The organism is Chitinivorax tropicus (assembly GCF_014202905.1).
Lineage (GTDB): Bacteria > Pseudomonadota > Gammaproteobacteria > Burkholderiales > SCOH01 > Chitinivorax > Chitinivorax tropicus.
Genome location: NZ_JACHHY010000029.1, coordinates 15,518 through 39,096, shown reverse-complemented (window position 1 = coordinate 39,096; position 23,579 = coordinate 15,518). Strand labels below are relative to the sequence as shown.

Sequence of the window (23,579 nt, the reverse complement as noted above, 5' to 3'; positions counted from 1 at the left end):
TAACGGGAGGTTTCGCGAGGAGTGCTTGAATCAGCATGTATTCCGGAACCTTCATGATGCGCAGCAGAAGATCGAGGCATGGCGTCTCGATTACAGTCGCTCCCGGCCACATAGTGCGCTGGGATATTTAACGCCGGAAGAATTCCGGCAGAAGCACCACCAACAGAGGACCCAGGTTGCTAATTAAAGACTGGGATACCTAACGGGGAAAGGTCAGTGGAGGAAGATGTTAGCCTCTGTATCGATTTATCTGGAAATAGACGGGGAGGTTTGGAAGTTTTTGTATTAGCTAGCATCTATTTTCCCCATATTCACACGGGAAAAGACACTATTGCGATATGGTGCCCAGGGCCGGAATCGAACCGGCATGGTGTTGCCACCGGCAGATTTTGAGTCTGCTGCGTCTACCTATTTCGCCACCTGGGCAGGCGGTGGAGTGACTTGCAATCAAGTCAGGCGGCGGATTATGTACTAAGCAAAACATATTGGCAAGCACTTTTCCACATTTTAGGTGCCATAGGCTATACTCCGGCACTGCATTTTTCGTGCCGAATCGGCGCGGAGCATGATTAAGTATTGGAAAGTAATTGGATTTTTAATCATTCAACTGGGTTTTCCCGGCTGTGGGTTTTCTAATCGAAGCAATAGAGTATGGCAATGCGCACTGAAGATTTTGATTACCATCTACCTGATGAACTCATCGCTCAATATCCCGCCAATCAACGGGCGGGTAGCCGTCTCCTGACGCTTGATGGTGGAACGGGGGGAATGGCTGACCGCCAGTTCAAGGATTTGCCAGCCTTGCTCAGGGCTGGGGATGTGTTGGTATTCAACAATACCAAGGTAATCAAAGCCCGTTTGTTTGGGCAGAAAGAAAGTGGCGGTCAGGTAGAGGTGCTGGTTGAGCGCATCATCAACCAACATGAGGTGTTGGCTCACGTGCGCGCAAGCCGGTCACCCAAATCGGGTACTTTGCTGACACTGGCGGAGCGCTGGCGTGTTGAAATGGTAGGCCGCAATGGCGAGTTGTTCCATTTGCGCTTTCTGGATGATGAAGATGTGTTTGCTATTTTGGAGACATCAGGCCGTTTGCCACTGCCTCCCTATATTGAGCATAACCCGGAGGCGGATGATGAGACGCGTTATCAGACGGTCTATGCACAGAAACCAGGTGCTGTTGCTGCTCCTACCGCTGGGTTGCATTTCGATGAGGTGATGTTGACGGATTTGCGCAACATGGGTGTCGTGACCTGTGAGGTGACACTCCACGTCGGGGCTGGTACATTTCAACCCGTTCGTGTGGATGACATTGCTGATCACACGATGCACAGTGAATGGTATGAGATACCTGCGGAGACTGTGGACATCATCCGCCGGGCCAAGGCTGAGGGGCGCTGTGTTACGGCTGTGGGCACAACAAGCTTGCGTGCGCTGGAGGCTGCGTCCCAGTCAGGGCGTCTGATCGCCGGTCAGGGGGAGACGGATATCTTTATCACCCCTGGATATCAATTTCAGACTGTTGACCGCCTGCTGACCAATTTTCACTTGCCGAGATCCACCCTGCTGATGTTGGTCAGTGCTTTTGCTGGCTATGACCATATCCGAGGGGCTTATCAACATGCAGTCGCAGCACGCTATCGCTTTTTCAGTTACGGTGATGCGATGCTGATTACCAAGTAGCCTTTGTCATGACACCCAAGGTCGCCTATTTGCCGGACAATACCCGTGGTCGGGATTTCATCGTGGGCGATTTGCATGGTTGTTTCGATGAATTGATGTTTTTGCTGGATCAGGTCCGATTTGATCCTGCATGTGATCGGTTGTTCTCAACCGGTGACTTGGTTGACCGTGGGCCTAGGTCGATGGACTGTTTACGGTTGCTGCGGCAGCCATGGTTGTTTGCGGTACAGGGAAATCATGAACGGCTGTTGCTGGATGCCTTGGCCGATCCTGAAGGCGCACGTCGCATGTTTCACCGAGTCAACGGGGGAGATTGGGCCGATGATCTGATTGACACGCTGGATGGGGAATTGTGGTCGTTATGCGACGAGATTGCGGCGCTACCCCATGTCATTGTGGTTGGGAAAGACTCACGCGGTCGCTTCAACTTGGTCCACGCCCATCTGCTGGCCAGTTCTGATCCGGTGGTGCTCTGGACCGATCAAGAGATTGATACCCAAGCTTGGCCAGACACTGGTGGGATCATTGACACGTTGACTTGGGCGCGGACGTTGGCTTTTGAAGCTGGTTTGGCCGCACAGACCAATGCCAGACCCGATTTTTATCCTGGCCTGTCTTTAACATACTGTGGTCACAATCCTGTCCCTTGTCCTGTCACCATCTATTCACACTGCTTTGTCGACACGGGTGCGGGATATCAAGGTAACGTCTGGGTGGGCGATCAAGACAGCGGCGTGCCGATGCACCTGACCATGTTGGAGCGCCTGCCTGAAGGCGGGCATGCTGTTCGAGTTGCCGGGTCAAGCATTGCAACGGGGTGGCTCGCTTAATCGGGTGGTTATTGCACGGACGTAACGTCGATGGAATGGGGCGACGGTGTGAAACCGCCGCGCCTTGTCAACGTACGGATGAAAGTAGCGTGCCCGATACTCGAAAGGGTGTTCAAATGAAGGCTTGGCAGATACGAATTTCTCAAAGGCCAATTCAATAATCAGCAAACTGAAATAGAAAAATCCCGGATTGATGCTGCGTTTTGTTTGGAAATCGAAGGCAAAAAAAACGGGGTACTTGAGGTACCCCGAAAAATCTTAGGAGAGAGGAGCAGGCTTGCGCCTTGCTGGATTTCACACTACGAATTCTGTCGCATTGCGACATGACTGCCTATTGCTAGTATCCCTTACGGGATAACCCCGTTGTCATGTGCATACTACCTAGTTTCCCATCCGTATTTATACCAATAACTAAATAATTACTTAATAGCAATGGCATCATTTCAATCAATGTTTTGATTAATATCATTTTATATTTCATAAAAATCACTTTTTCAAGTTCTGATTGGTGTGGTGATTCGTGTTTGCATAGTTGGTTCTCATTATGTATGGATTGGTGAGGAGTGATGTGAAGTCGCCCGGATTGTTTTGCAGTGCAGCATGGAGATGGGGCGCTGGAATGTTACAAAAACGCGGACTGCCATTGTTTAGGCCCTTCATGCATTTCTCGCCGGTGTCTGTCGGTGTGTATCGTACGCGTCAATAGGCGCCCCTTGCCCATTTTGTGGGCAGCTCTTCATTCGTCTTGCTGAGGCATCGAATTGTTGCCTGATCAGTTGTGTCATATCTTAAAATACTGCCCGCTTTGAGGCTGTTGACGCAGTGTTTCCAGAGGCATTCCATCCGCTTCGGCGGTAGTTGCTGATCAGTTGCAGTAAAGCACTTGAGTCAAGAAGCCGCCTTGGTGGTTGTATGGTTGATGTATGGCGTCAACACTTTATTGGAAGTTCAAGAACGATGGCCATTGATGGCCACTGCGACGGGTGGCCCCGTCTGCGGAGATGACCGAACTGTTTCTTCGGAAAGATAAAAATGAAATTTACATTACATAAGACAGATGGTGCTGCCCGCCGCGGGACGCTGGAGTTGATCCATGGCCGCATCGAGACACCCGTTTTCATGCCCGTCGGGACCTACGGCTCTGTCAAGGCAATGAGCCCACATGAGCTTCACGACATTGGGGCTCAGATCGTGCTGGGCAATACGTTTCACCTATGGCTGCGCCCTGGTCTGGACGTGATTGCTGCGCATGGTGGTTTGCATGATTTCATGGGCTGGAACAAACCTATTTTGACCGATTCAGGGGGGTTTCAGGTTTTCAGCCTGGGTGAGTTGCGCAAGATCACTGAGCAAGGGGTGAAGTTCTCAAGCCCAGTCAATGGGGACAAGCTGTTTCTGACGCCTGAGGAATCGATGCGCATTCAGCGGGTGCTCAACTCGGATATCGTCATGATTTTTGACGAGTGCACACCTTACCCGGCTACGCGCCAGGAGGCTGCGGATTCCATGCGATTGAGCCTGCGCTGGGCTCGTCGCTCTCGCGATGAATTTGACCGGTTGGCCAATCCCAATGCTCTGTTTGGAATTGTACAAGGCGGCATGTATGAAGATCTGCGGGACGAATCGCTGGAAGGGTTGCAGGGAATCGATTTTCACGGGTTTGCAGTAGGGGGGCTGTCGGTGGGCGAGCCCAAGGAGGACATGGAAAGAATCCTCAGCCATACCGCACCAAAGCTGCCTGCAAACAAGCCGCGTTATCTGATGGGGGTGGGGACACCGGAGGATCTGGTCTATGCTGTATCAAAAGGCATCGACATGTTCGATTGCGTCATGCCGACACGCAATGCCCGTAATGGTTGGTTGTTTACTCGCTTTGGTGACATCAAGATCCGCAATGCGCGCTATAAGCTTGATACCAAGCCATTGGATGAGACTTGCGCCTGCTATACCTGCACCCACTTTACCCGTGCCTATCTGCACCACTTGCAGCGCGTGAATGAAATCCTGGGGGCGAGGCTGAACACTATCCATAATCTCTACTACTATCAGCAATTGATGCGGGATATCCGGGCCGCCATTGACAATGATCAGTTCGAAGCATTCCGTGCACAATTCAGAGATGAGCGGCAGGTTCTGAAATCGACAGGTGGCTGATGCCCGTACAACATGTAAGCGAAATCATTGCTGGGGCGTGTGAGTGAGCGTTTCCTGGCCTTGACGAGCATCTGTTACGCGTGACATGATCAACGACATGCAAACGAACAAACCCGCATTTGTATTTGGTTTTTTTTACTGGTGGCGCTTTCAGCTGGCGGCACCGTGGGTTCATTGCATCAATTGAACATCATCAACATGCCGCCGAATTGGGCGGCATGTTCGTTTTCAGGCGCCCAAAAACGGTGAGCAGGCTTTTTTGGAGCGCATCATGAGTCAAGACAATAGCTATATTCCCCCAAGAAAACCGGTGATATTGACCGGTGATCGCCCAACCGGGCCGCTTCATCTCGGCCACCTGGTTGGCTCTCTGCGAAATCGGGTGTTGTTTCAGGATCAGTACAAACAATTCGTGCTGATTGCCGATATGCAGGCATTGACCGACAACATGGGCAACTATGCAAAAGTCCGTGAGAATGTAGTCGAGGTTGCCTTGGATTATCTGGCTGTGGGCATCGATCCCGCGAAATCCACCATCTTCATCCAATCCAAAGTGCCTGAATTGGCCGAGCTGACCGTTTTGTACCTGAATCTGGTTTCAGTTGCCCGGCTGGAGCGCAATCCAACAGTCAAGGAAGAAATCCGCCAACGTGGCTTTGAGCGTGACATTCCTGCGGGTTTTCTCAGCTACCCGGTGAGTCAGGCTGCCGACATTACTGCATTCAAGGCAAACTATGTCCCGGTTGGTGAAGATCAATTGCCAATGATCGAGCAGACCAATGAAATTGTCCGCCGGATGAATCGAAGCCTTGGTCGGGACGTGTTGGTTGAGGCTGAGGCTATCGTACCCAAAGTGGGGCGATTGCCAGGGATTGACGGTCAGGCAAAGATGAGCAAATCACTCGGCAATAGCCTGCCGCTGTCCGCCTCCGCCGACGAAATTAGCAAAGCCGTAAAGCAGATGTTCACCGACCCGCATCACCTTCGAGTGGAAGATCCTGGCCAGGTAGAGGGCAATGTGGTGTTCACCTATCTGGATGCCTTTGAGCCGGATGTCGATTTGGTGGCAGATCTGAAGCGGCGCTATCAACAAGGCGGCTTGGCGGATAGCGTGGTCAAACGACAGCTTGAGGACCGTTTGCAGGCCCTGTTGCAGCCTATTCGGGCAAAGCGGGCGGAAATGGCTACCGATAAAGCTGCTGTGTTGGAGATGTTGCGCAAACATTCTCTGATTGCACGGGAAGAGGCGGCCAGAACCTTGTCGGAAGTCCGCCGTGAGATCGGGCTGGATTATTACTTCCTGTAATCCATCTGGTGTTTGATGTATGCTATTGTCCTGAGTGTTGCGGGTGGCCGAATCTTGGTCAGACCATGGTAGGGAACCCGGCAACCTCGCTGCAGTCTTAGCTTCCGGACTCATGCTGACGAATTCGTTTGAATCGTTGCTCGAATTTGTGATCGCTTCCGGCTACAATGCCGGTTTTGTTTGGACTCTCTCCGGAGCTTTTTCCACATGATTGGTACCGCATATGCAAACGGGCAGGCTGCAGCGCCCGCTGGCTTTGACTTTATTTCATTGTTGCCGATGGTCGTTATTTTTGTGCTTTTCTACTTCATGCTGATCCGGCCTCAGCAGAAGAAAATGAAAGAGCACCAGAACATGCTGGCCAATTTGCAAAAAGGTGATGAAGTTTCGACCAATGGTGGCTTGGTTGGAAAGGTCGTGAAACTGTCGGATCAATATGTCGTGATCGAAGTGGCCGACAAAGTGGAGATGACCCTGCAGCGCCCTGCGATTACCGCAGTGTTGCCCAAGGGTACGTTGAAGAATATTTAACTTCTTGCGTTGGCGCCCGACGTGATCGGGCGTTACGTTTTGTATTACCTCGAATATGAACCGATATCCTGTCTGGAAATACGTGATCATCGCGTTGGCGCTGATCATCGGTACGCTCTACACCATCCCCAATTTCTATGGGGATTCGCCTGCTGTACAGATTTCTCCGGAACGTCAGTCAACCAAGATTGATTCGACGACACTGAAGCAGATCGAAAAAGCGCTGGCTGATGCCCATGTGCCGATGGATGGCGCGCTGCTGGATGGCAGCAGTATCAAAGTCAAGGTCAAAGATCAAAACGCTCAGTATCAGGCACGAGACATCATTCAGAAATCGTTGGGTGGTGCTTATATCGTCGCATTGAACAGCGTTTCCAAGACACCAGACTGGATGACGCGTCTGCATGCTCGCCCAATGTTCCTGGGGCTGGATCTACGGGGTGGGGTGCACTTCCTGCTTCAGATCGATATGCAAGCTGCCATGGACAAAGCCATGGAACGCTACTCGGCAGATATTCGCCGTGATTTGCGGGACAAAAAGATCCGTTATGGCCAGATTCGCAGGATCGGCAACAACATTGAAGTCAAATTCCGTGATGTGGAAGAGCTGCGTGCAGCGCGTGCTGCCATCGAGAAGGATCTGCCCACGCTGCTGGTGAAGACTCAGGAAGACGGCGACATCAAGCTGGTGGCGGCTGTGAAGCCAGAAGAGCTGAAGCGCGTACAGACCGACTCGGTCAAGCAGAACATCACCACCTTGCACAATCGCGTGAATGAATTGGGTGTGGCAGAGCCGATCATCCAACAACAAGGTGAAGATCGGATCGTGGTCCAGCTGCCTGGCGTGCAGGATACCGCCAAAGCCAAAGACATCCTGGGTCGTACCGCTTCGCTGGAAGTCCGGTTGGTTGAGGATGATTCATCCAAATTACAAGATGCCCAGGCCGGTAATGTCCCGGTGGGCTACGAATTACTCGATGAAGTCAGCCCAAGTGGCATGCCCTCGAAGATCCTGGTCAAGAAAGACGTTGAGCTGACCGGAGACAACATCAATGATGCGCAACCTGGCTTCAGTGAAAACGGCGAAGCCGCCGTGCATATCAATCTGGACAGCAAGGGCGCTGCCATTTTCAAGCAGCTGACCCGTGACAATATCGGTCGCCGCATGGCCATGATCCTGGTTGAAAAGGGCAAAGCGGAAGTCGTCACTGCGCCAGTCATCCGGACTGAAATCGGTGGTGGCCGCGTGCAGATCTCCGGGTCGATGAATACGGCTGAAGCCAATGACACGGCCTTGTTGTTGCGATCTGGTGCGTTGGCCGCCCCGATGACCATTGTCGAAGAGCGCACCGTCGGGCCAAGCCTGGGTAAAGAGAATATTGAAAAAGGGTTCAAATCCACATTGTATGGATTTGTCGCCATCATGCTATTCATGCTGGTCTACTACCGGATGATGGGCTTCATCGCGACCTTTGCGTTGGGCGTCAACCTGTTCTTGTTGATTTCGGTTCTGTCGATGCTGCAAGCCACCCTTACGCTGCCTGGCATCGCGGCCATTGCGCTGACGCTGGGGATGGCAATTGATGCCAACGTGTTGATCAACGAACGTATTCGTGAAGAAGTGCGCAATGGGGTATCTCCCCAGGCGGCAATCAAAGCCGGCTATGAGCATGCCTGGGCGACGATTCTGGATTCGAATGTGACAACCTTGATTGCAGGTGTGGCACTGCTGATTTTCGGATCCGGTGCTGTTCGCGGCTTCGCGGTTGTTCACTGTCTGGGTATTTTGACATCCATGTTCAGCGCGGTATTTGTCGCTCGTGGTATGACTAACCTGATCTATGGTTACCGTCGCCGCTTGCAAAGCGTGTCGGTGTAAATGTAGGGGTCCAGCATGTTAGAACTATTTCACGTCAAAAAAGACATCCCCTTCATGCGCCATGCGCTGAAGTTCAATATCGTCTCTTTGCTCACCTTTATTGCTGCGGTTGTTTTCCTGATGACCAAAGGGCTTCACTTTGGTGTGGATTTCACCGGCGGAACAGTGATGGAGGTGGCCTATAAGCAGACAGCCAATCTGGATCGTGTCCGTAGCGACTTGCAATCGATCGGGTTCCCTGACGCGGTGGTCCAGAATTTCGGGACATCCAGAGATGTCATGATCCGTCTGCCGATCAAGAAAGGGCTCACCAGCGCTCAGCTGTCGGAAAACATCATGACCAAGCTGAAGTCTGCTGATGGCTCTGTCGAGTTGCGGCGCGTTGAGTTTGTCGGCCCGGCGGTTGGGGAGGAGCTGTTTTCCCACGGCTTGACAGCGTTGGGTATCGTAATCGCGGGTATCGTGTTGTACCTGAGCTTGCGGTTTGAGTGGCGCTTTGCCGTGGCGGCCATTATCGCCAACCTGCATGATGTGATCATCATTCTTGGCTTTTTCTCCCTGTTCCAGTGGGAATTCGACCTGCCTGTCCTGGCCGGTGTGTTGGCGGTGCTGGGGTATTCGGTCAACGAATCGGTGGTGGTGTTTGACCGGGTTCGGGAGAACTTCCGCAAGATGCGGAAGGGCGAGGTATCCGCAGTGATCGACAATGCCATCACCAGTACCATGAGCCGTACCATCATCACCCACTTGTCAACCCAGATGATGGTGACCTCCATGTTGTTCCTGGGTGGGCCGACGCTGCATAATTTTGCATTGGCTTTGACCATTGGCATCTGCTTCGGTATTTATTCATCGGTATTGGTGTCATGCCCCCTGGCAATGTGGCTTGGCGTCAAACGCGAGCATTTCATTGTTCCGGTGAAGAAAAAAGAAGAGGCCGTGGTTTGAGTTGCACAGCCGTCATTCGGTCATGATAAAAAAACAAAGGCGGGTATCCCGCCTTTGTGCTGTTTGGGTTCAGCAGACATGGTGTCAACCGAGCCCGAAGTGTTCTCGCTGATGGGGTGAATTAGGTAATGGAAATCATCAAATTTCTGATCGATTTTATCTTGCATGTTGATCAGCACTTATTGGAGCTGACGCAGCAATATGGCACCTGGGTGTATGGCATTCTGTTTCTGATCATTTTTTGCGAAACCGGTCTGGTTGTAACGCCATTTCTACCTGGTGATTCCTTGTTGTTCGTGGCTGGCGCCCTGGCCTCGCAGGGAGCGATGAATGTGCATCTGCTGGCAGCCTTGCTGATTGTGGCAGCCATTCTGGGGGATACGGTCAATTACGCAATTGGCCGACGTTTCGGACATATTCTGACCGGCCCGAATGCCAAGCTGATCAAGAAAGAGTATCTTGACAAGACGCATGCATTTTTTGAGAAATATGGCGGACGAACCATCATCGTAGCCCGTTTCGTCCCGATTGTTCGTACCTTTGCGCCTTTTGTTGCGGGCATCGGTGAGATGAGCTACAGCAAGTTCATTGCCTATAATGTGATCGGTGCGGCGGTTTGGGTTCTGGCATTTGTCTATGGCGGCTTTTTCTTCGGCTCATTGCCGATCGTGCAGCAAAATCTCAAATTGATCATGGTTGCCATCATCATCATTTCGGTCATGCCGATTGTGATTGAGTGGATTCGCCACCGGCAGGCGGCCAAGCGGGCAGCTTAGGTCAGGAGGGCGGGGATGGCATTCATATTCAACATGGCATCCGACGGCTGGGTGCATCCAGCAACGCATGTGCGATCCCCGAATACTGACACGCGCCCGGAGGGAAGCTTGGTTGAGCTGTTGGTGGTTCACAATATCAGCCTGCCGCCCAATCAGTTCGGCGGGCCGGGCGTGGTGCAGCTTTTTACCAATACCTTGCCGCCGGATGAACATCCGTTCTATGCGCAGGTTCATCAGTTGCGGGTCTCTGCTCACTTCTTCATTCGACGGGACGGTGAGCTGGTCCAGTTCGTATCATGCTTGGATCGGGCATGGCATGCAGGCGTGTCGAGTTGGCGTGGGCGAGCGCGCTGCAATGACTTTTCGATCGGAGTCGAGTTGGAGGGGTCTGACTTTGTGCCTTTCACCGACTTGCAATATGACTGTCTGACACAGTTGGGGCGATTGCTCAGGCGGCATTTCCCGATCGTGGACGTTCAAGGTCATTCTGACATCGCGCCAGGTAGAAAAACTGACCCTGGGCCTTATTTTGATTGGCAGCGTATCCTTGACATGGGCGTTCCCCATGTTGCCTAGCCAAGCGGGGTGCCGCTTGGTGTATCCGTTCAATTACCGACTTCTCGGGTAAGCTGTTCAAATAGATACTTGGCTTCAGCCGCATCTGGGAAATTGGGGTGGGTTTTCAATAATTCACTCAAGCGCTCTTTGGCGCTCATTCGATCCCCTGTTTTGGCCAGTGCAACGGCATAGTGGTACTGAATGTCCGGCTGTTGCCCGTTTTTCCGATAGGCCAGCTCGATGTGTTTGATGCCTTCCTTGAATTTCCCGCTGTGTAACAACGACCAGCCGTAGGTGTCCAGCACAAAAGGATTTTCTGGTGCCAGCTTGAAGGCTTGTGTGGCGAGGTCGATGGCCCGTTTGGTGTCAAACTGCACGTAAGCTTGGGCTGCATTGTTGAGGGCGGTCAGATCATCTGGGTTCTTTTTCAAGATGACTTCATAATAACCTGCCGCAATTTTGGGGCGCTTGGCATTGGAGGCCGCATTTGCCAGGAAGTAATGACTACCGATGTCGTCCGGGTTGTTCTGGAGCCAAGTCTGGCCAATGCGAATCGCTTCATCTACCTTCCCTGCTTGTACCAGCGCATCGTGGAGCTTGGACAACAGCCGAGGGCTAGGGGTGGTTTGATAAAGCGATTGATAGGTAGATGTGGCATCGGCAGATTTGCCCGCTGCCATGGCTATGTCTGCCTGAAGCTCTTTCTGATCGGATGCCGACAGTTTCAGATCGCTCAGTTCGGCGAGTTTCCGATTGGCATCGGCAGCGCGCCCTGCCTTGGCGTAAAGCAGAGCAAGTTCTACATGTGCTTGAATGTTCTTCGGCTCGATTTCCAATGCTTTTCGGAGGCTGTGTTCCGCGCTGGCTGCTCGATTGTCACCCGCTTGGGCTTTTGCCAGCTGGATCAGCGGCCCCGCCTCGCCTGGTGATGCAATGACCCATTGCGTCAGGGTGGAGATGGCGCCATTTCGATCGCCCGATGCCAGCTGGCTCATCCCGAGTATTTGCAGTACATCTTTATCATTGGGGGCGATATTGCGAGCCTTCAGCGCATATTCCATTGCTCGACCGTGATCCGCAGACTGGAAAAAGAGCTGTGCCAGCATCAGCGCGGGTTGTAGCATGCCTGGGTTTGCCTTGTGGGCGCTTTGCAGAAATCTTTCGATTTGACCGGGTTTCTCTCCGGCACGCAAGCCGACCTCGGCGCGGCCTAGCAAGGCGGTGACATCACCTGGGCGCATTTTGAGGTGCTGATCGAAACGGCTGATTGCCGCCTGTGTATGACCAAGCTTGATGTCCAGTAAAGACAGATTGACCAATGCGGGATAGTAGGTCGCCCGGATGGCCAGTGCTTTCTCAAAGGCTTGCCTCGCCTGATCATGCTTGCCCGCCCTGGCTCGCGCCACGCCCAGCAGATTGTGCATGAGTGCATCGTCCTGGTGGTTGTTGGCGTGCTTGGCCGCCATTTGCTCAGCCTCAGCCAGTTTGCCCGCATTCAAGGCATTGATGATTTTCACTACCTCAGTGGTTCGAGGGTTGATTTTGCTCTGCATCAAGTGGTCGTCCGTCACCCCCCCTTTAGCCATTTTGGACAATGTCAGTGATTGGCTCACTCGGGCGCTGTCCGGCGCCAGTTTGGCAGCGTATTCCAGAAAGGCAATTGCTTGGCGGTCATCGTTGCTGTATAGCAGGGCCTCACCCGCCAGTGTATAAAGCGGTGCGGAGTAGGGGGCGGCCAGCAAGGCCGGCTTGAGTGTTTCGTAGGCTTGTTGCGGCTGCTTCAGTAGTATTTGAGCTTGTGCCAGCAACATCCGGGCTTGAATGTCATTTGGAGAGAGATTCAGCACCTGCTGAAAAGCATTGGCTGCCTTTTGTGGATCATTTGCGGCCAGCTCGATCTGCCCGGCCAGCAACATGGAGGGCACAAACTGCGGCATTTCCCGATCCGCACTTTGGATCAGTTTCCGCGCTTCATCCAGCTTGCCTTGCCTGAATGCAACGATGGCCGACAGATAATCGACCATACCCGCCATACCCTGGGTCTGCCTGAGTTTGCTGATTTCCTGCTGCGCTACTTCGAATTGCTTTCTGGCGGCCAAGAGATCCACCAGTCGCACATAGGCAGTGGCTTCCTTTGCGGCTTGGGTGATGATCTTGCGGTATGTCGCAATTGCACCATCGGTATCATTTTTGGCGGTGTGCAGTGTAGCGAGGATATATAAAGCCTCGACATGATTGGGCGCCGTTGTCAGGGCGCTGTTGATCAATTCAGTTGCTTGTGTCAAATCACCACGTGAGACGGCGATCTGGGCCAAGCCGATCTGGGCCGCAAGTACATTAGGTTGTTGTTTGATAAGCTGCGTGTAGATGCGCTCTGCTTCATCAATGCGGTTTAGCATCAAGTAGGCTTTGGCTCTGCCCGCCGATGACTCTCCATCCAGTGTGCCTGCCCCGGCAGCAATATCCGTTTCCTCAATGATGCCCTTGTAGTTCTTTTGTGCCAGCAGGGTTTTGACAAGCAAGGGGGTGATGAGCTTCTGATCATTATTGATTTGAAATGCACGTCGCAGTTGCTTTTCCGCATCTGCTGCTTGTCCGCTGTCCAGCAATGTCTGCGCCAGTAGAACCCTGGTCTGGGCACGCTCGGGTTCCTTTTCCACGGCAGATTTCAGGTTGATCGCCGCAGTGGAGTGATCTCCTTTGGCGCTTGCCTGACGTGCTTCTTCCACCAGCTGGTCATGGTTTTTCAGCCGATCGCCACACCCTTGAAGGCTCAGGCTGATGAACAGTAACGAAATCAACGTTGGCTTGATGCGGCGGGATGTGTATGGATTCATAGCCTGCAAGTGTGAACGGGGCAAGTGTACTTTGGAGTGTATAACAGGCGGCTGCGCATTGCCGACCAGACTGGGTTCGGTTGCCATGCATTCGACGGAGACCGGGGATTGTGTCCACCAAACCTGAGGAGGCTGCAATGTTGTGTGCATTGCGTGGTTTGCCAGATTGGCTCGAGCCTGACAAAAAGGTCACCCAAGAGGTGACCTTTTTTGTTTTCGTAGCAGCTGGCCAGTGGTCAGCGCTTGCGGCGACGCACCAAGCCAAGCCCCGCCAAGCCTAAGCCCAGTAGCGCCAAGCTCTCGGGCTCGGGTACCAGCCCACGGGCGCCTGAGACGGATTTGAACTTGAAGTAGTCGTTGTCACCTGAGTTCAACGCACCTGAAACCAACAGGTAGCGTGACTTGTTCAAGCCGGTAACAGGGTTGCTTTGATCGGTGATGACATCATTGAAGACCTTGGTGCTGGTGAATCCAAGGGATGCCAGCGTTGTTGCACAGCCGCTGATGCACGCACCCGTCAGATCCAGGCCTGCTGCACCGGATGCTGGGCCAGACCAGAGCTGGATGTCTGAATCGTAACTGGAGCTATAGTCACGACCGCTCCAGCCGATCTTGAAGTCATTGACGGTGTAAAAATCGTCGAATTCCAGTAGCAGGAAGTCATTTTTACCTTGTGTATCAATGCTATGGTTGGGGGCCTGGGTTTCATTGCAACTGATGCCGCTGGTGCAATTGGCGATGCCGATACCAGATGATCCCCAGGATTTCATCCAGGCACCGCCCAACGCGCCACTGCCATCGGTTTGGGAGGAAGAATACGCGCGGGCCTTGATTTTGGCGCCGTTGGCCCCAGTCAAGGTCAGTGAGCTTGCATACGTACTGTCACTGGCGGATGCAAAGCTCCAACTGACGGGCATGTTGGCCGCAAAGGCAGGCGCTGCTGTCACCACGCTCAGCGCCATCGCTATTGATAGAATTTTACCTGTTTTCATGAATGACCTCATCGCAAGAAGCTGAATTTACTGAAAATTCCTACTTTTGTGGCTAAGTTAGGGCAATCTATTTCGGCCACGCAAATATTCTTAGAATTACATATCTTCTAGCAAGCATCATGCCAATAGAATATAGACACGCTTATTCCAAGGGTTATCGAGGAAATGGGAGTATTGCAAATCTCGCCATGTAAAATATCTCGACATATGGATTATCGAATTCGTAGTTCACGGCAGGATGCCATATTATGACGTTTGAGTGACAAGATGTCGAGGAAAAACTCGCTTTTGCTGATCAATACTGAAGTAGAAGGAAAGTGGTGTTGGTGGCAGTTTATATTCGTATATGCAGTATTTTGGCGGAGGGTGATTTACCCTGGTTGGGTATATCTAAGAATGGGCATCTGCTGCGATGTTTTTCTGTGCGCTCGGCGTGAGGCTCTCGGTAGGGAAGTAGATGGTGAAATGACTGCCTTCACCTGGTGTGGAGGTAATATCAAGTTTGGCATCGTGCCGTAGCAGGATATGTTTCACGATGGCCAAACCCAGCCCGGTTCCGCCTGTGTCCCGAGCCCGCCCCTTGTCAACTCTGTAGAAACGTTCTGTCAAACGAGGGATGTGCTGCGGTTCGATGCCGATGCCGGTGTCAGATACCTGAAACACGCCTTGTCGATGTTCGATACGCCATGACAGCGTGATTCGACCCCCTTCCGGGGTGTATCTGATGGCATTGGATACCAGGTTTGCAAAAGCGCTGTGTAGCTCGTCACGGCTACCTAGCACCCAGTGTTCGGTTTGAATGGTGAGTGTGACTTCATGGCGGCCAGCCGACAGGCCTTGGGCTTCGCTCAGAATGCTCTGTAGCAAAGCGGGTACGTTGATTGGCTCGATACGCAGGCTGTTCTGGTGGTTCTCCAGGCGAGACAACGTCAGCAGGTCTTCCACAATCCGCTGCATGCGCTTGGTTTGTGACAGCATCAAGTCCATGTATTTGCGGACGATGCCCGGTGCGGGTTCGTCCAGATCCAGCAGGGTTTCCAGAAAACCGCCGATGACTGTCAAGGGTGTTCGCAGCTCATGGGATACATTGGCGACGAAATCGCGGTGGACGGTCTGTACTTTTTCCAGCTGGGTGATGTCCCGGCTGATCAGGAGCTTCCGTGTCGAGTCAAACGGAACGATCTGTATGGCCAGGATCAGGTCTTTATCGCGTGTGCCTCGGTAGATGAGCGGTTGGGCTGCATCGTGGGCATGCAAGTAGTTGACGAAATCGGGGTTTCTGACCAGATAGCTGATCTGTTGGCCAATGTCCTGGCGGCGGTCCAGGCCAAAATGGCGCATGGCAACAGGGTTGCACCACTCGATCCGGTCTTTTTCGTTCAGGACGACCACGCCGTCAGGCATGGCTTCGCCGGCGCTGATGAATCGGTCAAGTGCGGTGGATAGCTTTTGTTGGCTGCGCGATTGGGATCGGACCATCTGATAGAGCTGGGTGTAGACTTCATCCCAGCCGCCCAGGCTTTCCGGTACGCGATCCAGCGTGGGTTGCTTCAGCCAGCTGTGCAGCTTGGCCAGATGCACGATGTGGAACAGCAGGAAAATCAGCAGCTGCAACATGCCTGCGGCCAGGGCCGGCAGCGCGCCAAGTAACCCCCAGACTGCCCCGGAAACAAAGGCCATGGCGCCCAGGATGGCAAACGTTCGACTATAAATGCCAGACAAGATCTATCGCTTTAGGTGGTGAACATCACTTGGGTACATGGAAAACTGGTGCCAAGGTCACATGGCACCGAGCCCCAATTATTACATGCTTGCTGGGTTTGGCCACGTATTGTTGCTTGCTGCGGAAAGGGCTGTGATCTCGTTCACGAGGGATAGATCACGCCAGGAAACCGTTTGCAGCAGGTGCGGGCAATTGCCTAGCTGTAGGCAGAGCACAGCATGCATGCACCTGCGCGATTCCAAGCATTGTCCGCTGACGAGCTATACAAGCAGCGTCCTCGCCAGCAGCACTTTCCTTACAATTGTGCAGAGAAACGGTACCCTGCACCGCGTACAGTCTGGATCAAGTCAGCATGGCCACTTGGCTCCAGCGCGCTGCGCAGGCGACGGATGTGGACATCGACAGTCCGTTCCTCGACAAACACATGGTCACCCCAGACATGATCCAGCAGTTGCGACCGGGAGTGCACCCGTTCACTGTGGGTCATGAAGAAATGCAGCAGGCGAAATTCGGTCGGGCCCAGATCCAGCGAACGATTACTGGCTGTGACCCGGTGGGTTGCCGGGTCCAGGCGCAGGCCTTTCACCTCGACTGCATCGTCGGTCATCTGTGGTGCGCGACGGCGGAGCACAGCTTTGATGCGGGCCTGCAGCTCACGTGGGCTGAAGGGTTTGGTGATGTAGTCGTCCGCCCCACTTTCCAGCCCGGAAATCTTGTCATGTTCTTCCGAGCGTGCGGTGAGCATGATGACGGGCACATGTCGGGTGCGCTCGTCGTTGCGGATACGGCGGGTGAAATCCACACCGGATTGCCCTGGCAGCATCCAGTCAAGCAGAACCAGATCAGGTAAGGCGGTGCGGATGAAATTCAGACCTTGCTCAGCCGTTTCGGCACGGAGTACGTGGTGACCAGCTTGTTCCAGGTTGAAGGCGATCAATTCCTGAATGGCGGGCTCATCTTCAACCAGGAGGATATTTGCGGGCATGTCGTGTTCCTCGACAATTCGATATTGTTGCAAGGATAGGTAGGGATTATTACATGAGCGTGACAAATCCGGCAGGCTCAACATCCCGTGGTAGGACATGCTTGGTGTGTTTACTGCAAGCAGCAGCCTAATTTGTTAAGATTGCATCTTCTTTGCACGGATGTGCTTCATGGCTGGATTGAGTCAACATACCCCTGTCCCCATTGAAATTCGGCTGCATCAGCAGTCTCGTCTGCTGGAATTGGTCTTTTCCGACCAGGCTCGATTTGAATTGCCTTGTGAATATCTTCGAGTGTTTTCCCCTTCTGCTGCGGTACGGGGCCATTCGCCTGAGCAGGCGGTGCTGCAGATCGGCAAGCGGTGGGTGAATATCAAGGCCATTGAGCCGGTCGGCCACTATGCGATCAAACTGGTGTTTGACGATGGGCATGATTCCGGCCTGTACTCTTGGGATTACTTATACCAGTTGGGCGTCAATCAGGATGCCAACTGGCAGGATTACCTAGCCCGCCTGGCTGTGGCGGGCGCTTCGCGAGATCCATCATGACTGATAAACAGACGCACTTTGGTTTTGAAACGGTAGACGAGTCTGAGAAGGCCCGCAAGGTTGCTGGGGTGTTTCACTCCGTTGCCCAGAAATACGATGTGATGAACGACCTGATGTCCGGTGGATTGCATCGGTTGTGGAAGGTATTCGCGATCGAGCAGTCTGGGGTTCGGGCCGGTTCGCGGGTGCTGGATATCGCAGGCGGCACGGGCGATCTGTCGTATGCATTCAGCAAAAAGGTCGGGGCGAGTGGGCAGGTCTGGCTGACGGACATCAACAGCTCCATGCTGACGGTTGGTCGTGATCGTTTGGTGGATCGAGGTGTGCTGCTGCCTGTGGCGCAATGTGATGCGGAGAAACTGCCGTTTCCGGACGATTACTTTGATTGTGTGACCGTGGCGTTCGGGTTGCGCAATATGACGCATAAAGATCTGGCGCTGAAGGAAATGCACCGTGTCATCAAACCGGGTGGTCGGTTGCTGGTGCTGGAGTTCTCCAAGGTGTGGAAGCCGTTGTCGCCGGTCTACGACCTGTATTCGTTCAAGGCGCTGCCTATCATGGGCAAGTTGATTGCCGACGATGCGGATAGTTACCGCTACCTGGCGGAGTCGATCCGCATGCACCCAGGGCAGGAGGAGCTGAAGCAGATGATGGGTGAGGCTGGGTTCGACCGGGTCGATTACCATAACCTGACGGCTGGCGTGGTTGCCTTGCACAAGGGGTTCAAGTTCTGAGTGCTCCACCGACGGTGTGGGGGCTGCTGGCTCTCGCCATCATTGCTGAAACCATTGCAACCAGCTCGCTGAAAGCATCGGCAGGCATGACAAGGCTGGTCCCCACGCTGATGGTGGTGTCGGGCTATGTGTTGTCATTCTGGCTGTTGAGCCAAGTCCTGAAGACGTTGGAAGTCGGCATCGTCTACGCCATCTGGTGTGGCGTCGGCATGGCGATCGTGGCCGTGGTTGGCGTGGTCTGGTTCGGTGAAGGCCTGGGTTGGATGAAGCTCTGTGGGCTGCTGTTGATCATGGCCGGAACGGTATTGCTCAGCCTGGCTGGAAGCGGCCATTGAGCGATGTTCAACCAAATGGGACACCAATATCGGTGAATCATGGCAATGGAACCAAAGTGGGCCATCCACCTGCCGCTGTGCGGTGACGATATGAAATCAGGAGTTTAACGATATGCTGCTTGCTCCATTCAACCATCTGTTGGCCCAGCAGGTTGGTTTACGCAACCAGATGGCTGAGCATGCCGGCCAAGTCGTGGTCTTGGTGGCATCTCCCATTGAGCTGTGTTTCAAGGTGGCTGAGGACGGCTTTTTGCAGCAGGCGACACCACCTGCTGATACGACCCTCCGTTTCCACATCAGCCTGTTGCCGCGTCTGGCCTTGAAGGATGAGGCCGCTTACCGCGATATCGTGGTTGAGGGAGACACCGCATTGGGCGCCGAAATCGGCAAATTGCTGAAAGGGCTCCGGTGGGATGCGGAAGAGGACTTGTCCCGCTTGGTTGGTGATGTGTTGGCCCATCGGTTGACACAATGGGGGGCTGGGTTGTTTGGCCCTCAAGGTGAATTTGCATTCCGCCTGGCCCGCCAATACACCGAGCATTGGACAGAGGAAGCCCCATTGTTGGCCAAGCAACATGATGTGGCTTCGTTTCTTGCTGCGGTGGATGTCATTCGCGATGATGTGGATCGCGCCGAGAAACGGCTGGAACGATTGACAGCCTTGCTCAAGCCGCCTGCGGAACGTTGACCGGCCAGATCGATCCCGAACCAGCTGCTTGAAAACCACGGCACCTGTCGTGCCCATTACCCAAAAAGCCACTTTGTTATGTTTCTGCTCAGATTGCTGAAGATTGTTCATGTCGTGTTTGCCTATGGGTTGGATGAATTTCTGCTGGGGCATGAACGAGTACGTGGTCTGCGGGCTCTGGTGCGCGGGGTGTTGTTCTGGCGTGATTTGTCGACGCCTCGGGCTGTTCGCCTGCGGCGTGCGCTGGAGCGGCTTGGCCCCATTTTTGTGAAATTCGGTCAGGTGTTATCGACCCGTCGGGATTTGATGCCACCAGACATTGCAGATGAGCTGGCTCGGCTACAGGATCGGGTTCCCCCATTCGACAGCGCCCTGGCGCGGGAGATTCTGCAGCGCAATCTGGGCCAGCCGCCAGAGGCTGTGTTCAAGCAGTTTGACGATAAACCGGTAGCCAGTGCGTCGGTCGCCCAGGTGCACTATGCGATCTTGCCGGATGGTCAAGAGGTGGCGGTCAAGATCCTGCGTCCTGGCATTTTGCCGACCATCGATCAGGATCTGGCACTGATGCGGATCATGGCGCGGGTGGTGGAATGGTTGTTTGCTGATGGCAAGCGTTTGAAGCCGCGTGAGGTAGTGGCCGAATTCGACAAGTATCTGCACGATGAACTGGATCTGATGCGCGAGGCTGCCAATGCAAGCCAGCTGCGGCGTAATTTCCTGCACTCTCCCATGCTGATCGTGCCTGAGGTGCATTGGGATTATTGCTCGCGCGAGGTCATGGTGTTGCAGTGGATGCGGGGCACGCCGATTGGCCAGATCGATAAACTGCGAGAGACAGGGATCGATCTGAAAAAGCTCAGCCGCTTTGGGGTCGAGATCTTCTTCACCCAGGTGTTCCGTGACGGTTTCTTCCATGCGGACATGCACCCTGGCAATATCTTTGCCGCTGCTGATGGCCGCTATATCGCGTTGGACTTTGGCATTGTCGGCACGCTGACCGATTTCGACAAACATTACCTAGCGGTCAATTTTCTGGCGTTCTTCAACCGTGACTACAAGCGTGTGGCCACTGCTCATATCGAATCGGGCTGGGTGCCGCCGGATACCAGGGTTGAGGAGCTGGAGGCAGCGGTCAGGACAGTATGCGAGCCGATCTTCGATCGGCCTTTGTCACAGATCAGTTTTGGACAGGTGCTGTTACGTTTGTTTGAGACGTCACGGCGCTTCAATGTCGAGATCCAGCCACAGTTGGTGCTGTTGCAAAAGACCTTGCTGAATGTGGAAGGGCTGGGGCGCCAGCTCGATCCGGACCTGGATCTTTGGCAGACCGCGAAACCGTTTCTGGAGCGCTGGATGCACGAGCAATTTGGCTTCGCCGGGTTGATCCGCAATCTGAAACGTGAGGGTCCGCAGTTTGCGGCCATGTTGCCTGAGCTGCCGCGTAGGCTGCACGAAGCACTTTCCAGCAACCACGGCGATATGCTGAAAGAGGCGTACTTTCACCTGATGCGTGAGCAAAAACGCCAAAACTGGTTGCTGGCGGTGATTGCACTATTACTGGTCGTATTGATGTTCAAGGGGTGAGTCGCCGCTCACCTCGTGTTGGATTTTGCCCACCTTTCCCGATCGATTGGTTGCCAGGTTCGCGCAGCTGATTGACTGCGGCCTTGACCCATTCATGTAAATAACAGCTGGTATTGTCCGCGTCGCCACCAGCGCGGCGTTTGTGATCATGTCAGGGCGGATGGCCTGACCAGGGCTCTGTTTGGTCGCAGTTGTTTTCCATTCCATATTCATATACTTGCATTTTGACATGCACGGCATGCCCGAAAAGGCTTTAATATGATGATGGGATTGGGGTTCCGTCGTCACGGCTTCATGGCCCGTGCCAAGAAGCGATGTCCGCCGAACCTGCTGGTGCTGTATCAATGTTGTCGAATATCAGGAAGGTATCGGTATGAGTAGGCATTGGGTAAGGCAAGTCGTCTGTTGGCTATGGTGTGTTGGGTTGGCCATGCCAGCCTGGGCTGATCTTGAGTCAGGACTGAAGGCATATCGGGCACAAAAATATGATGTGGCGCTGAAGGAGTTCCGCAGCCTGGCGAAAAAGGGGGATCAGCAAGCCCAGAAATACCTCGGATATATGTATTTGCAGGGCCAGGGCGTCAAAACAGACCCCACCCAGGCGGCAGGGTGGTTCAAGCAATCGGCGGAACAAGGCGATGCCGAAGCACAACAGAGTCTGGGTTGGTTATACCGAGTGGGCAATGGTGTGCCACAAGATCTGGAAAAAGCATTCGAATGGTTCAGAAAATCGGCTGATCAGGGTAATGCGGCTGCGTTGACCAATGTCGGCTATATGTACTATACAGGGCAGGGCGCTCGGCAAGACTTCACCCGGGCCTTGGATGCCTTCAAGAAAGCCGCTGCGCAGGGCGACCTGATGGCCATCAACAACGTGGGTGGTATGTATCAAGAAGGCCAAGGGGTGCAACAGAACTACGGCGAGGCCCTGAGGTGGTACACCATTGCCGCTGATAAGGGCCTGCCGCTGGCCATGTATAACCTGGGTGAGTTCTATGATAAGGGATGGGGTGTCCCGCAGAGCGCGTTGAATGCGCTCAAGTGGTATCGAAGAGCTGCCGAGGCTGGCAATGAGCTGGCGATGGAGCGCCTGGGTGCCATCTATGAACATGGTGAGCTTGGCGAGCAGATCGATACCAAGCTGGCCCAGGAATGGTATGACAAGGCGCAAGCGGTGCGGGGTGGTCAATAGGGTGGTCTGGTCAGCCAGCGCAACCGTGTGGGAAAGAAATGTTGATGCCACGCTCGTGACGGTGGCGAAATGGTCTTACAATCTCACTCTTGCGGACGAAAACACATAACGATCCGCAGTCTGGCTGACACGTTCCCCCATCCCCTTTCTGCAAGGCTACCTGATGATACGACTCTGGATCGCGGTGTTGGTTTATTTTCTGGCTGGGCGTGGTATGGCGGCGGATACGCTCCACCTGTACAACTGGAACAATTACATAGCGCCCAAAACCATCAAGCGCTTTGAAGAGTCCTGCAAATGCAAGGTCATTCAGGATTTCTATGCTGGCATGGATGAAATGCAGATCAAACTGGCCGCCCGAGGGCCAGTTTACGATGTGTTGGTGCCCAGTGACTATGCCGTGCCAGAGTTGATCCGCAAAGGGCTGTTACAACAACTGGATCGCCGGCAGATGCCCAATTTCAACAATCTCTCGCCAGAATATCTGGGTCGCTCGTTCGATTCTACCAACCGCTACTCCGTGCCCTATTCATATACCACCACGGTGGTGGGTTACAACGAAGTCCGTCTGGCGGAATTGGGCATATCGGTTGACTCCTGGGCAGTGATTTTTGAGCCTGCCAAACTGGAAAAGCTGCGAGGCAAGGTGTCGGTGTTGGATGATGCGCGGGAGGTGTTCGGTGCGGCGCTGCATTATCTGGGATACTCAACCAACACTGAAGACGAGCGACACTGGAAGGAGGCGCAGCAGTTGATTCTGCGTGCCAAGCCTTTTTGGGCAGGGTTTGACTCATATAACTACGCCAACCGGCTTGCCAACGGCAAGATCTGGCTGGCATTGGGGTATTCGAACGACTTCTTCCTGGCCGATACACAAGGTGGCACGGTCGGTACACGTATCAAAGCGTCACTGCCGAAAGAGGGTGCCAGCTGGGCCATGGACAGCATGGTGATATTGAAGGACGCACCGCGTGCGGATCTGGCCTATAAATTCATCAACTTCATGCTCGATGGCAAAAACAGTGCGGAGTTGACGAACCTGGTCGGCGCGGGCAACCCCAATCGGGCGGCCCTGCCGTATGTCGCCCCGGAGATACAACGCAACGTGGTCATCTTTCCAGACAAGACGGCTTCCGGTAAGCTCGAAGCGTTGATGCCACTGGAGCCGAAAACCCGTCGCCTGATGAATGCACTATGGGCTGAAGTGGTATCCCGTTGAGTCTACCTGTGTATTCACAGGTGTATGTGTTCGAGTGAGTGGCTGCCCTGACAGGTCTATCAAGGGCGGCCAGCAACGAAG

At 53.7% G+C, this 23,579-nt stretch carries 21 protein-coding genes and 1 tRNA gene; 17 read left to right on the top strand and 5 right to left on the bottom strand.

Translation table 11 applies throughout. From position 1 onward, the window contains the following. A partial coding sequence (locus HNQ59_RS17495; protein WP_184041687.1) for an integrase core domain-containing protein occupies window positions 1-187 on the top strand: 187 nt, incomplete at its 5' end. Between the two features lie 152 nt (window positions 188-339). Here the strand turns inward: HNQ59_RS17495 and HNQ59_RS17490 are convergent. Next, a tRNA-Leu gene (locus tag HNQ59_RS17490) sits at window positions 340-426 on the bottom strand. A gap of 231 nt (window positions 427-657) precedes the next feature. On the opposite strand from HNQ59_RS17490, the gene queA reads away from it, so the two are divergent. The 9 genes from queA to ampD all read left to right on the top strand — a co-directional run bounded on the left by queA (window position 658) and on the right by ampD (window position 10,680). After that, window positions 658-1,680, top strand: a complete 1,023-nt coding sequence (queA, locus tag HNQ59_RS17485) for a tRNA preQ1(34) S-adenosylmethionine ribosyltransferase-isomerase QueA (protein WP_184041686.1) — start codon at window positions 658-660, stop codon at window positions 1,678-1,680. An 8-nt stretch (window positions 1,681-1,688) separates the two neighbouring features. Then, window positions 1,689-2,510, top strand: coding sequence for a metallophosphoesterase (locus HNQ59_RS17480; protein ID WP_184041685.1), 822 nt, complete (start codon window positions 1,689-1,691; stop codon window positions 2,508-2,510). Between the two features lie 1,032 nt (window positions 2,511-3,542). Beyond that, window positions 3,543-4,664 (top strand): tRNA guanosine(34) transglycosylase Tgt, encoded by a 1,122-nt coding sequence (gene tgt / locus HNQ59_RS17475; RefSeq protein WP_184041684.1) that lies wholly within the window; start codon window positions 3,543-3,545, stop codon window positions 4,662-4,664. Between the two features lie 271 nt (window positions 4,665-4,935). Beyond that, window positions 4,936-5,970: a tryptophan--tRNA ligase gene (trpS, locus tag HNQ59_RS17470; RefSeq protein ID WP_184041683.1), complete on the top strand. Its 1,035-nt coding sequence runs from the start codon at window positions 4,936-4,938 to the stop codon at window positions 5,968-5,970. 207 nt (window positions 5,971-6,177) lie between these two features. Then, complete coding sequence (gene yajC / locus HNQ59_RS17465; RefSeq protein WP_184041682.1) at window positions 6,178-6,501, top strand: preprotein translocase subunit YajC; 324 nt, start codon at window positions 6,178-6,180, stop codon at window positions 6,499-6,501. Between the two features lie 55 nt (window positions 6,502-6,556). Continuing rightward, complete coding sequence (gene secD, locus HNQ59_RS17460) at window positions 6,557-8,380, top strand: protein translocase subunit SecD (protein WP_184041681.1); 1,824 nt, start codon at window positions 6,557-6,559, stop codon at window positions 8,378-8,380. Between the two features lie 15 nt (window positions 8,381-8,395). Continuing rightward, on the top strand, window positions 8,396-9,328 hold the full coding sequence (gene secF / locus HNQ59_RS17455; RefSeq protein WP_184041680.1) for a protein translocase subunit SecF: 933 nt from the start codon (window positions 8,396-8,398) through the stop codon (window positions 9,326-9,328). Between the two features lie 128 nt (window positions 9,329-9,456). Further along, a complete protein-coding gene (locus tag HNQ59_RS17450) occupies window positions 9,457-10,104 on the top strand; it encodes a DedA family protein (RefSeq protein WP_184041679.1) in 648 nt (215 codons plus the stop codon). 15 nt (window positions 10,105-10,119) lie between these two features. Continuing rightward, a complete protein-coding gene (ampD, locus tag HNQ59_RS17445) occupies window positions 10,120-10,680 on the top strand; it encodes a 1,6-anhydro-N-acetylmuramyl-L-alanine amidase AmpD (RefSeq protein WP_184041678.1) in 561 nt (186 codons plus the stop codon). Window positions 10,681-10,709: 29 nt separating this feature from the next. Here ampD and prsT read toward each other — a convergent pair whose 3' ends face one another. The 4 genes from prsT to phoB all read right to left on the bottom strand — a co-directional run bounded on the left by prsT (window position 10,710) and on the right by phoB (window position 17,199). Beyond that, window positions 10,710-13,499: an XrtA/PEP-CTERM system TPR-repeat protein PrsT gene (prsT, locus tag HNQ59_RS17440; RefSeq protein WP_184041677.1), complete on the bottom strand. Its 2,790-nt coding sequence runs from the start codon at window positions 13,497-13,499 to the stop codon at window positions 10,710-10,712. Between the two features lie 236 nt (window positions 13,500-13,735). Continuing rightward, the gene (locus HNQ59_RS17435) at window positions 13,736-14,491 is read right to left on the bottom strand and encodes a PEP-CTERM sorting domain-containing protein (protein WP_184041676.1); all 756 of its coding nucleotides are present in this window, start codon (window positions 14,489-14,491) and stop codon (window positions 13,736-13,738) included. A 390-nt stretch (window positions 14,492-14,881) separates the two neighbouring features. After that, a complete protein-coding gene (gene phoR, locus HNQ59_RS17430; RefSeq protein ID WP_184041675.1) occupies window positions 14,882-16,213 on the bottom strand; it encodes a phosphate regulon sensor histidine kinase PhoR in 1,332 nt (443 codons plus the stop codon). Between the two features lie 296 nt (window positions 16,214-16,509). Then, window positions 16,510-17,199, bottom strand: coding sequence for a phosphate regulon transcriptional regulator PhoB (gene phoB / locus HNQ59_RS17425; RefSeq protein ID WP_184041674.1), 690 nt, complete (start codon window positions 17,197-17,199; stop codon window positions 16,510-16,512). Window positions 17,200-17,368: 169 nt separating this feature from the next. Here phoB and HNQ59_RS17420 point away from each other — a divergent pair, with 169 nt between their 5' ends. The 7 genes from HNQ59_RS17420 to HNQ59_RS17390 all read left to right on the top strand — a co-directional run bounded on the left by HNQ59_RS17420 (window position 17,369) and on the right by HNQ59_RS17390 (window position 23,498). After that, complete coding sequence (locus tag HNQ59_RS17420; RefSeq protein ID WP_184041673.1) at window positions 17,369-17,746, top strand: gamma-butyrobetaine hydroxylase family protein; 378 nt, start codon at window positions 17,369-17,371, stop codon at window positions 17,744-17,746. Beyond that, entirely contained in the window at window positions 17,743-18,480 is a 738-nt protein-coding gene (ubiE, locus tag HNQ59_RS17415) for a bifunctional demethylmenaquinone methyltransferase/2-methoxy-6-polyprenyl-1,4-benzoquinol methylase UbiE (protein WP_184041672.1), read from the top strand. Before HNQ59_RS17420 ends, ubiE begins: the two co-directional genes overlap by 4 nt. Window positions 18,481-18,494: 14 nt before the next feature. Continuing rightward, window positions 18,495-18,815 (top strand): DMT family transporter, encoded by a 321-nt coding sequence (locus HNQ59_RS17410; protein WP_343074317.1) that lies wholly within the window; start codon window positions 18,495-18,497, stop codon window positions 18,813-18,815. 112 nt (window positions 18,816-18,927) lie between these two features. Then, window positions 18,928-19,503 (top strand): ubiquinone biosynthesis accessory factor UbiJ, encoded by a 576-nt coding sequence (locus HNQ59_RS17405; protein WP_184041671.1) that lies wholly within the window; start codon window positions 18,928-18,930, stop codon window positions 19,501-19,503. Between the two features lie 78 nt (window positions 19,504-19,581). After that, window positions 19,582-21,087 carry a ubiquinone biosynthesis regulatory protein kinase UbiB gene (gene ubiB / locus HNQ59_RS17400; RefSeq protein WP_184041670.1) on the top strand — a complete coding sequence of 502 codons (1,506 nt, stop codon included), beginning with the start codon at window positions 19,582-19,584 and terminating at the stop codon, window positions 21,085-21,087. A gap of 373 nt (window positions 21,088-21,460) precedes the next feature. Beyond that, window positions 21,461-22,279, top strand: coding sequence for a tetratricopeptide repeat protein (locus tag HNQ59_RS17395; protein ID WP_184041669.1), 819 nt, complete (start codon window positions 21,461-21,463; stop codon window positions 22,277-22,279). A gap of 163 nt (window positions 22,280-22,442) precedes the next feature. Further along, on the top strand, window positions 22,443-23,498 hold the full coding sequence (locus HNQ59_RS17390) for a polyamine ABC transporter substrate-binding protein (RefSeq protein ID WP_184041668.1): 1,056 nt from the start codon (window positions 22,443-22,445) through the stop codon (window positions 23,496-23,498). The last annotated feature ends 81 nt before the right edge of the window (window positions 23,499-23,579 follow it).

Bases quoted from the DNA above. Each gene is read 5' to 3' on its own strand.
- queA (WP_184041686.1), top strand. From the start codon at position 658: ATGCGCACTGAAGATTTTGATTACCATCTACCTGATGAACTCATCGCT.
- HNQ59_RS17480 (WP_184041685.1), top strand. From the start codon at position 1,689: ATGACACCCAAGGTCGCCTATTTGCCGGACAATACCCGTGGTCGGGAT.
- tgt (WP_184041684.1), top strand. From the start codon at position 3,543: ATGAAATTTACATTACATAAGACAGATGGTGCTGCCCGCCGCGGGACG.
- trpS (WP_184041683.1), top strand. From the start codon at position 4,936: ATGAGTCAAGACAATAGCTATATTCCCCCAAGAAAACCGGTGATATTG.
- yajC (WP_184041682.1), top strand. From the start codon at position 6,178: ATGATTGGTACCGCATATGCAAACGGGCAGGCTGCAGCGCCCGCTGGC.
- secD (WP_184041681.1), top strand. From the start codon at position 6,557: ATGAACCGATATCCTGTCTGGAAATACGTGATCATCGCGTTGGCGCTG.
- secF (WP_184041680.1), top strand. From the start codon at position 8,396: ATGTTAGAACTATTTCACGTCAAAAAAGACATCCCCTTCATGCGCCAT.
- HNQ59_RS17450 (WP_184041679.1), top strand. From the start codon at position 9,457: ATGGAAATCATCAAATTTCTGATCGATTTTATCTTGCATGTTGATCAG.
- ampD (WP_184041678.1), top strand. From the start codon at position 10,120: ATGGCATTCATATTCAACATGGCATCCGACGGCTGGGTGCATCCAGCA.
- prsT (WP_184041677.1), bottom strand. From the start codon at position 13,499: ATGAATCCATACACATCCCGCCGCATCAAGCCAACGTTGATTTCGTTA.
- HNQ59_RS17435 (WP_184041676.1), bottom strand. From the start codon at position 14,491: ATGAAAACAGGTAAAATTCTATCAATAGCGATGGCGCTGAGCGTGGTG.
- phoB (WP_184041674.1), bottom strand. From the start codon at position 17,199: ATGCCCGCAAATATCCTCCTGGTTGAAGATGAGCCCGCCATTCAGGAA.
- HNQ59_RS17420 (WP_184041673.1), top strand. From the start codon at position 17,369: ATGGCTGGATTGAGTCAACATACCCCTGTCCCCATTGAAATTCGGCTG.
- ubiE (WP_184041672.1), top strand. From the start codon at position 17,743: ATGACTGATAAACAGACGCACTTTGGTTTTGAAACGGTAGACGAGTCT.
- HNQ59_RS17405 (WP_184041671.1), top strand. From the start codon at position 18,928: ATGCTGCTTGCTCCATTCAACCATCTGTTGGCCCAGCAGGTTGGTTTA.
- ubiB (WP_184041670.1), top strand. From the start codon at position 19,582: ATGTTTCTGCTCAGATTGCTGAAGATTGTTCATGTCGTGTTTGCCTAT.
- HNQ59_RS17395 (WP_184041669.1), top strand. From the start codon at position 21,461: ATGAGTAGGCATTGGGTAAGGCAAGTCGTCTGTTGGCTATGGTGTGTT.
- HNQ59_RS17390 (WP_184041668.1), top strand. From the start codon at position 22,443: ATGATACGACTCTGGATCGCGGTGTTGGTTTATTTTCTGGCTGGGCGT.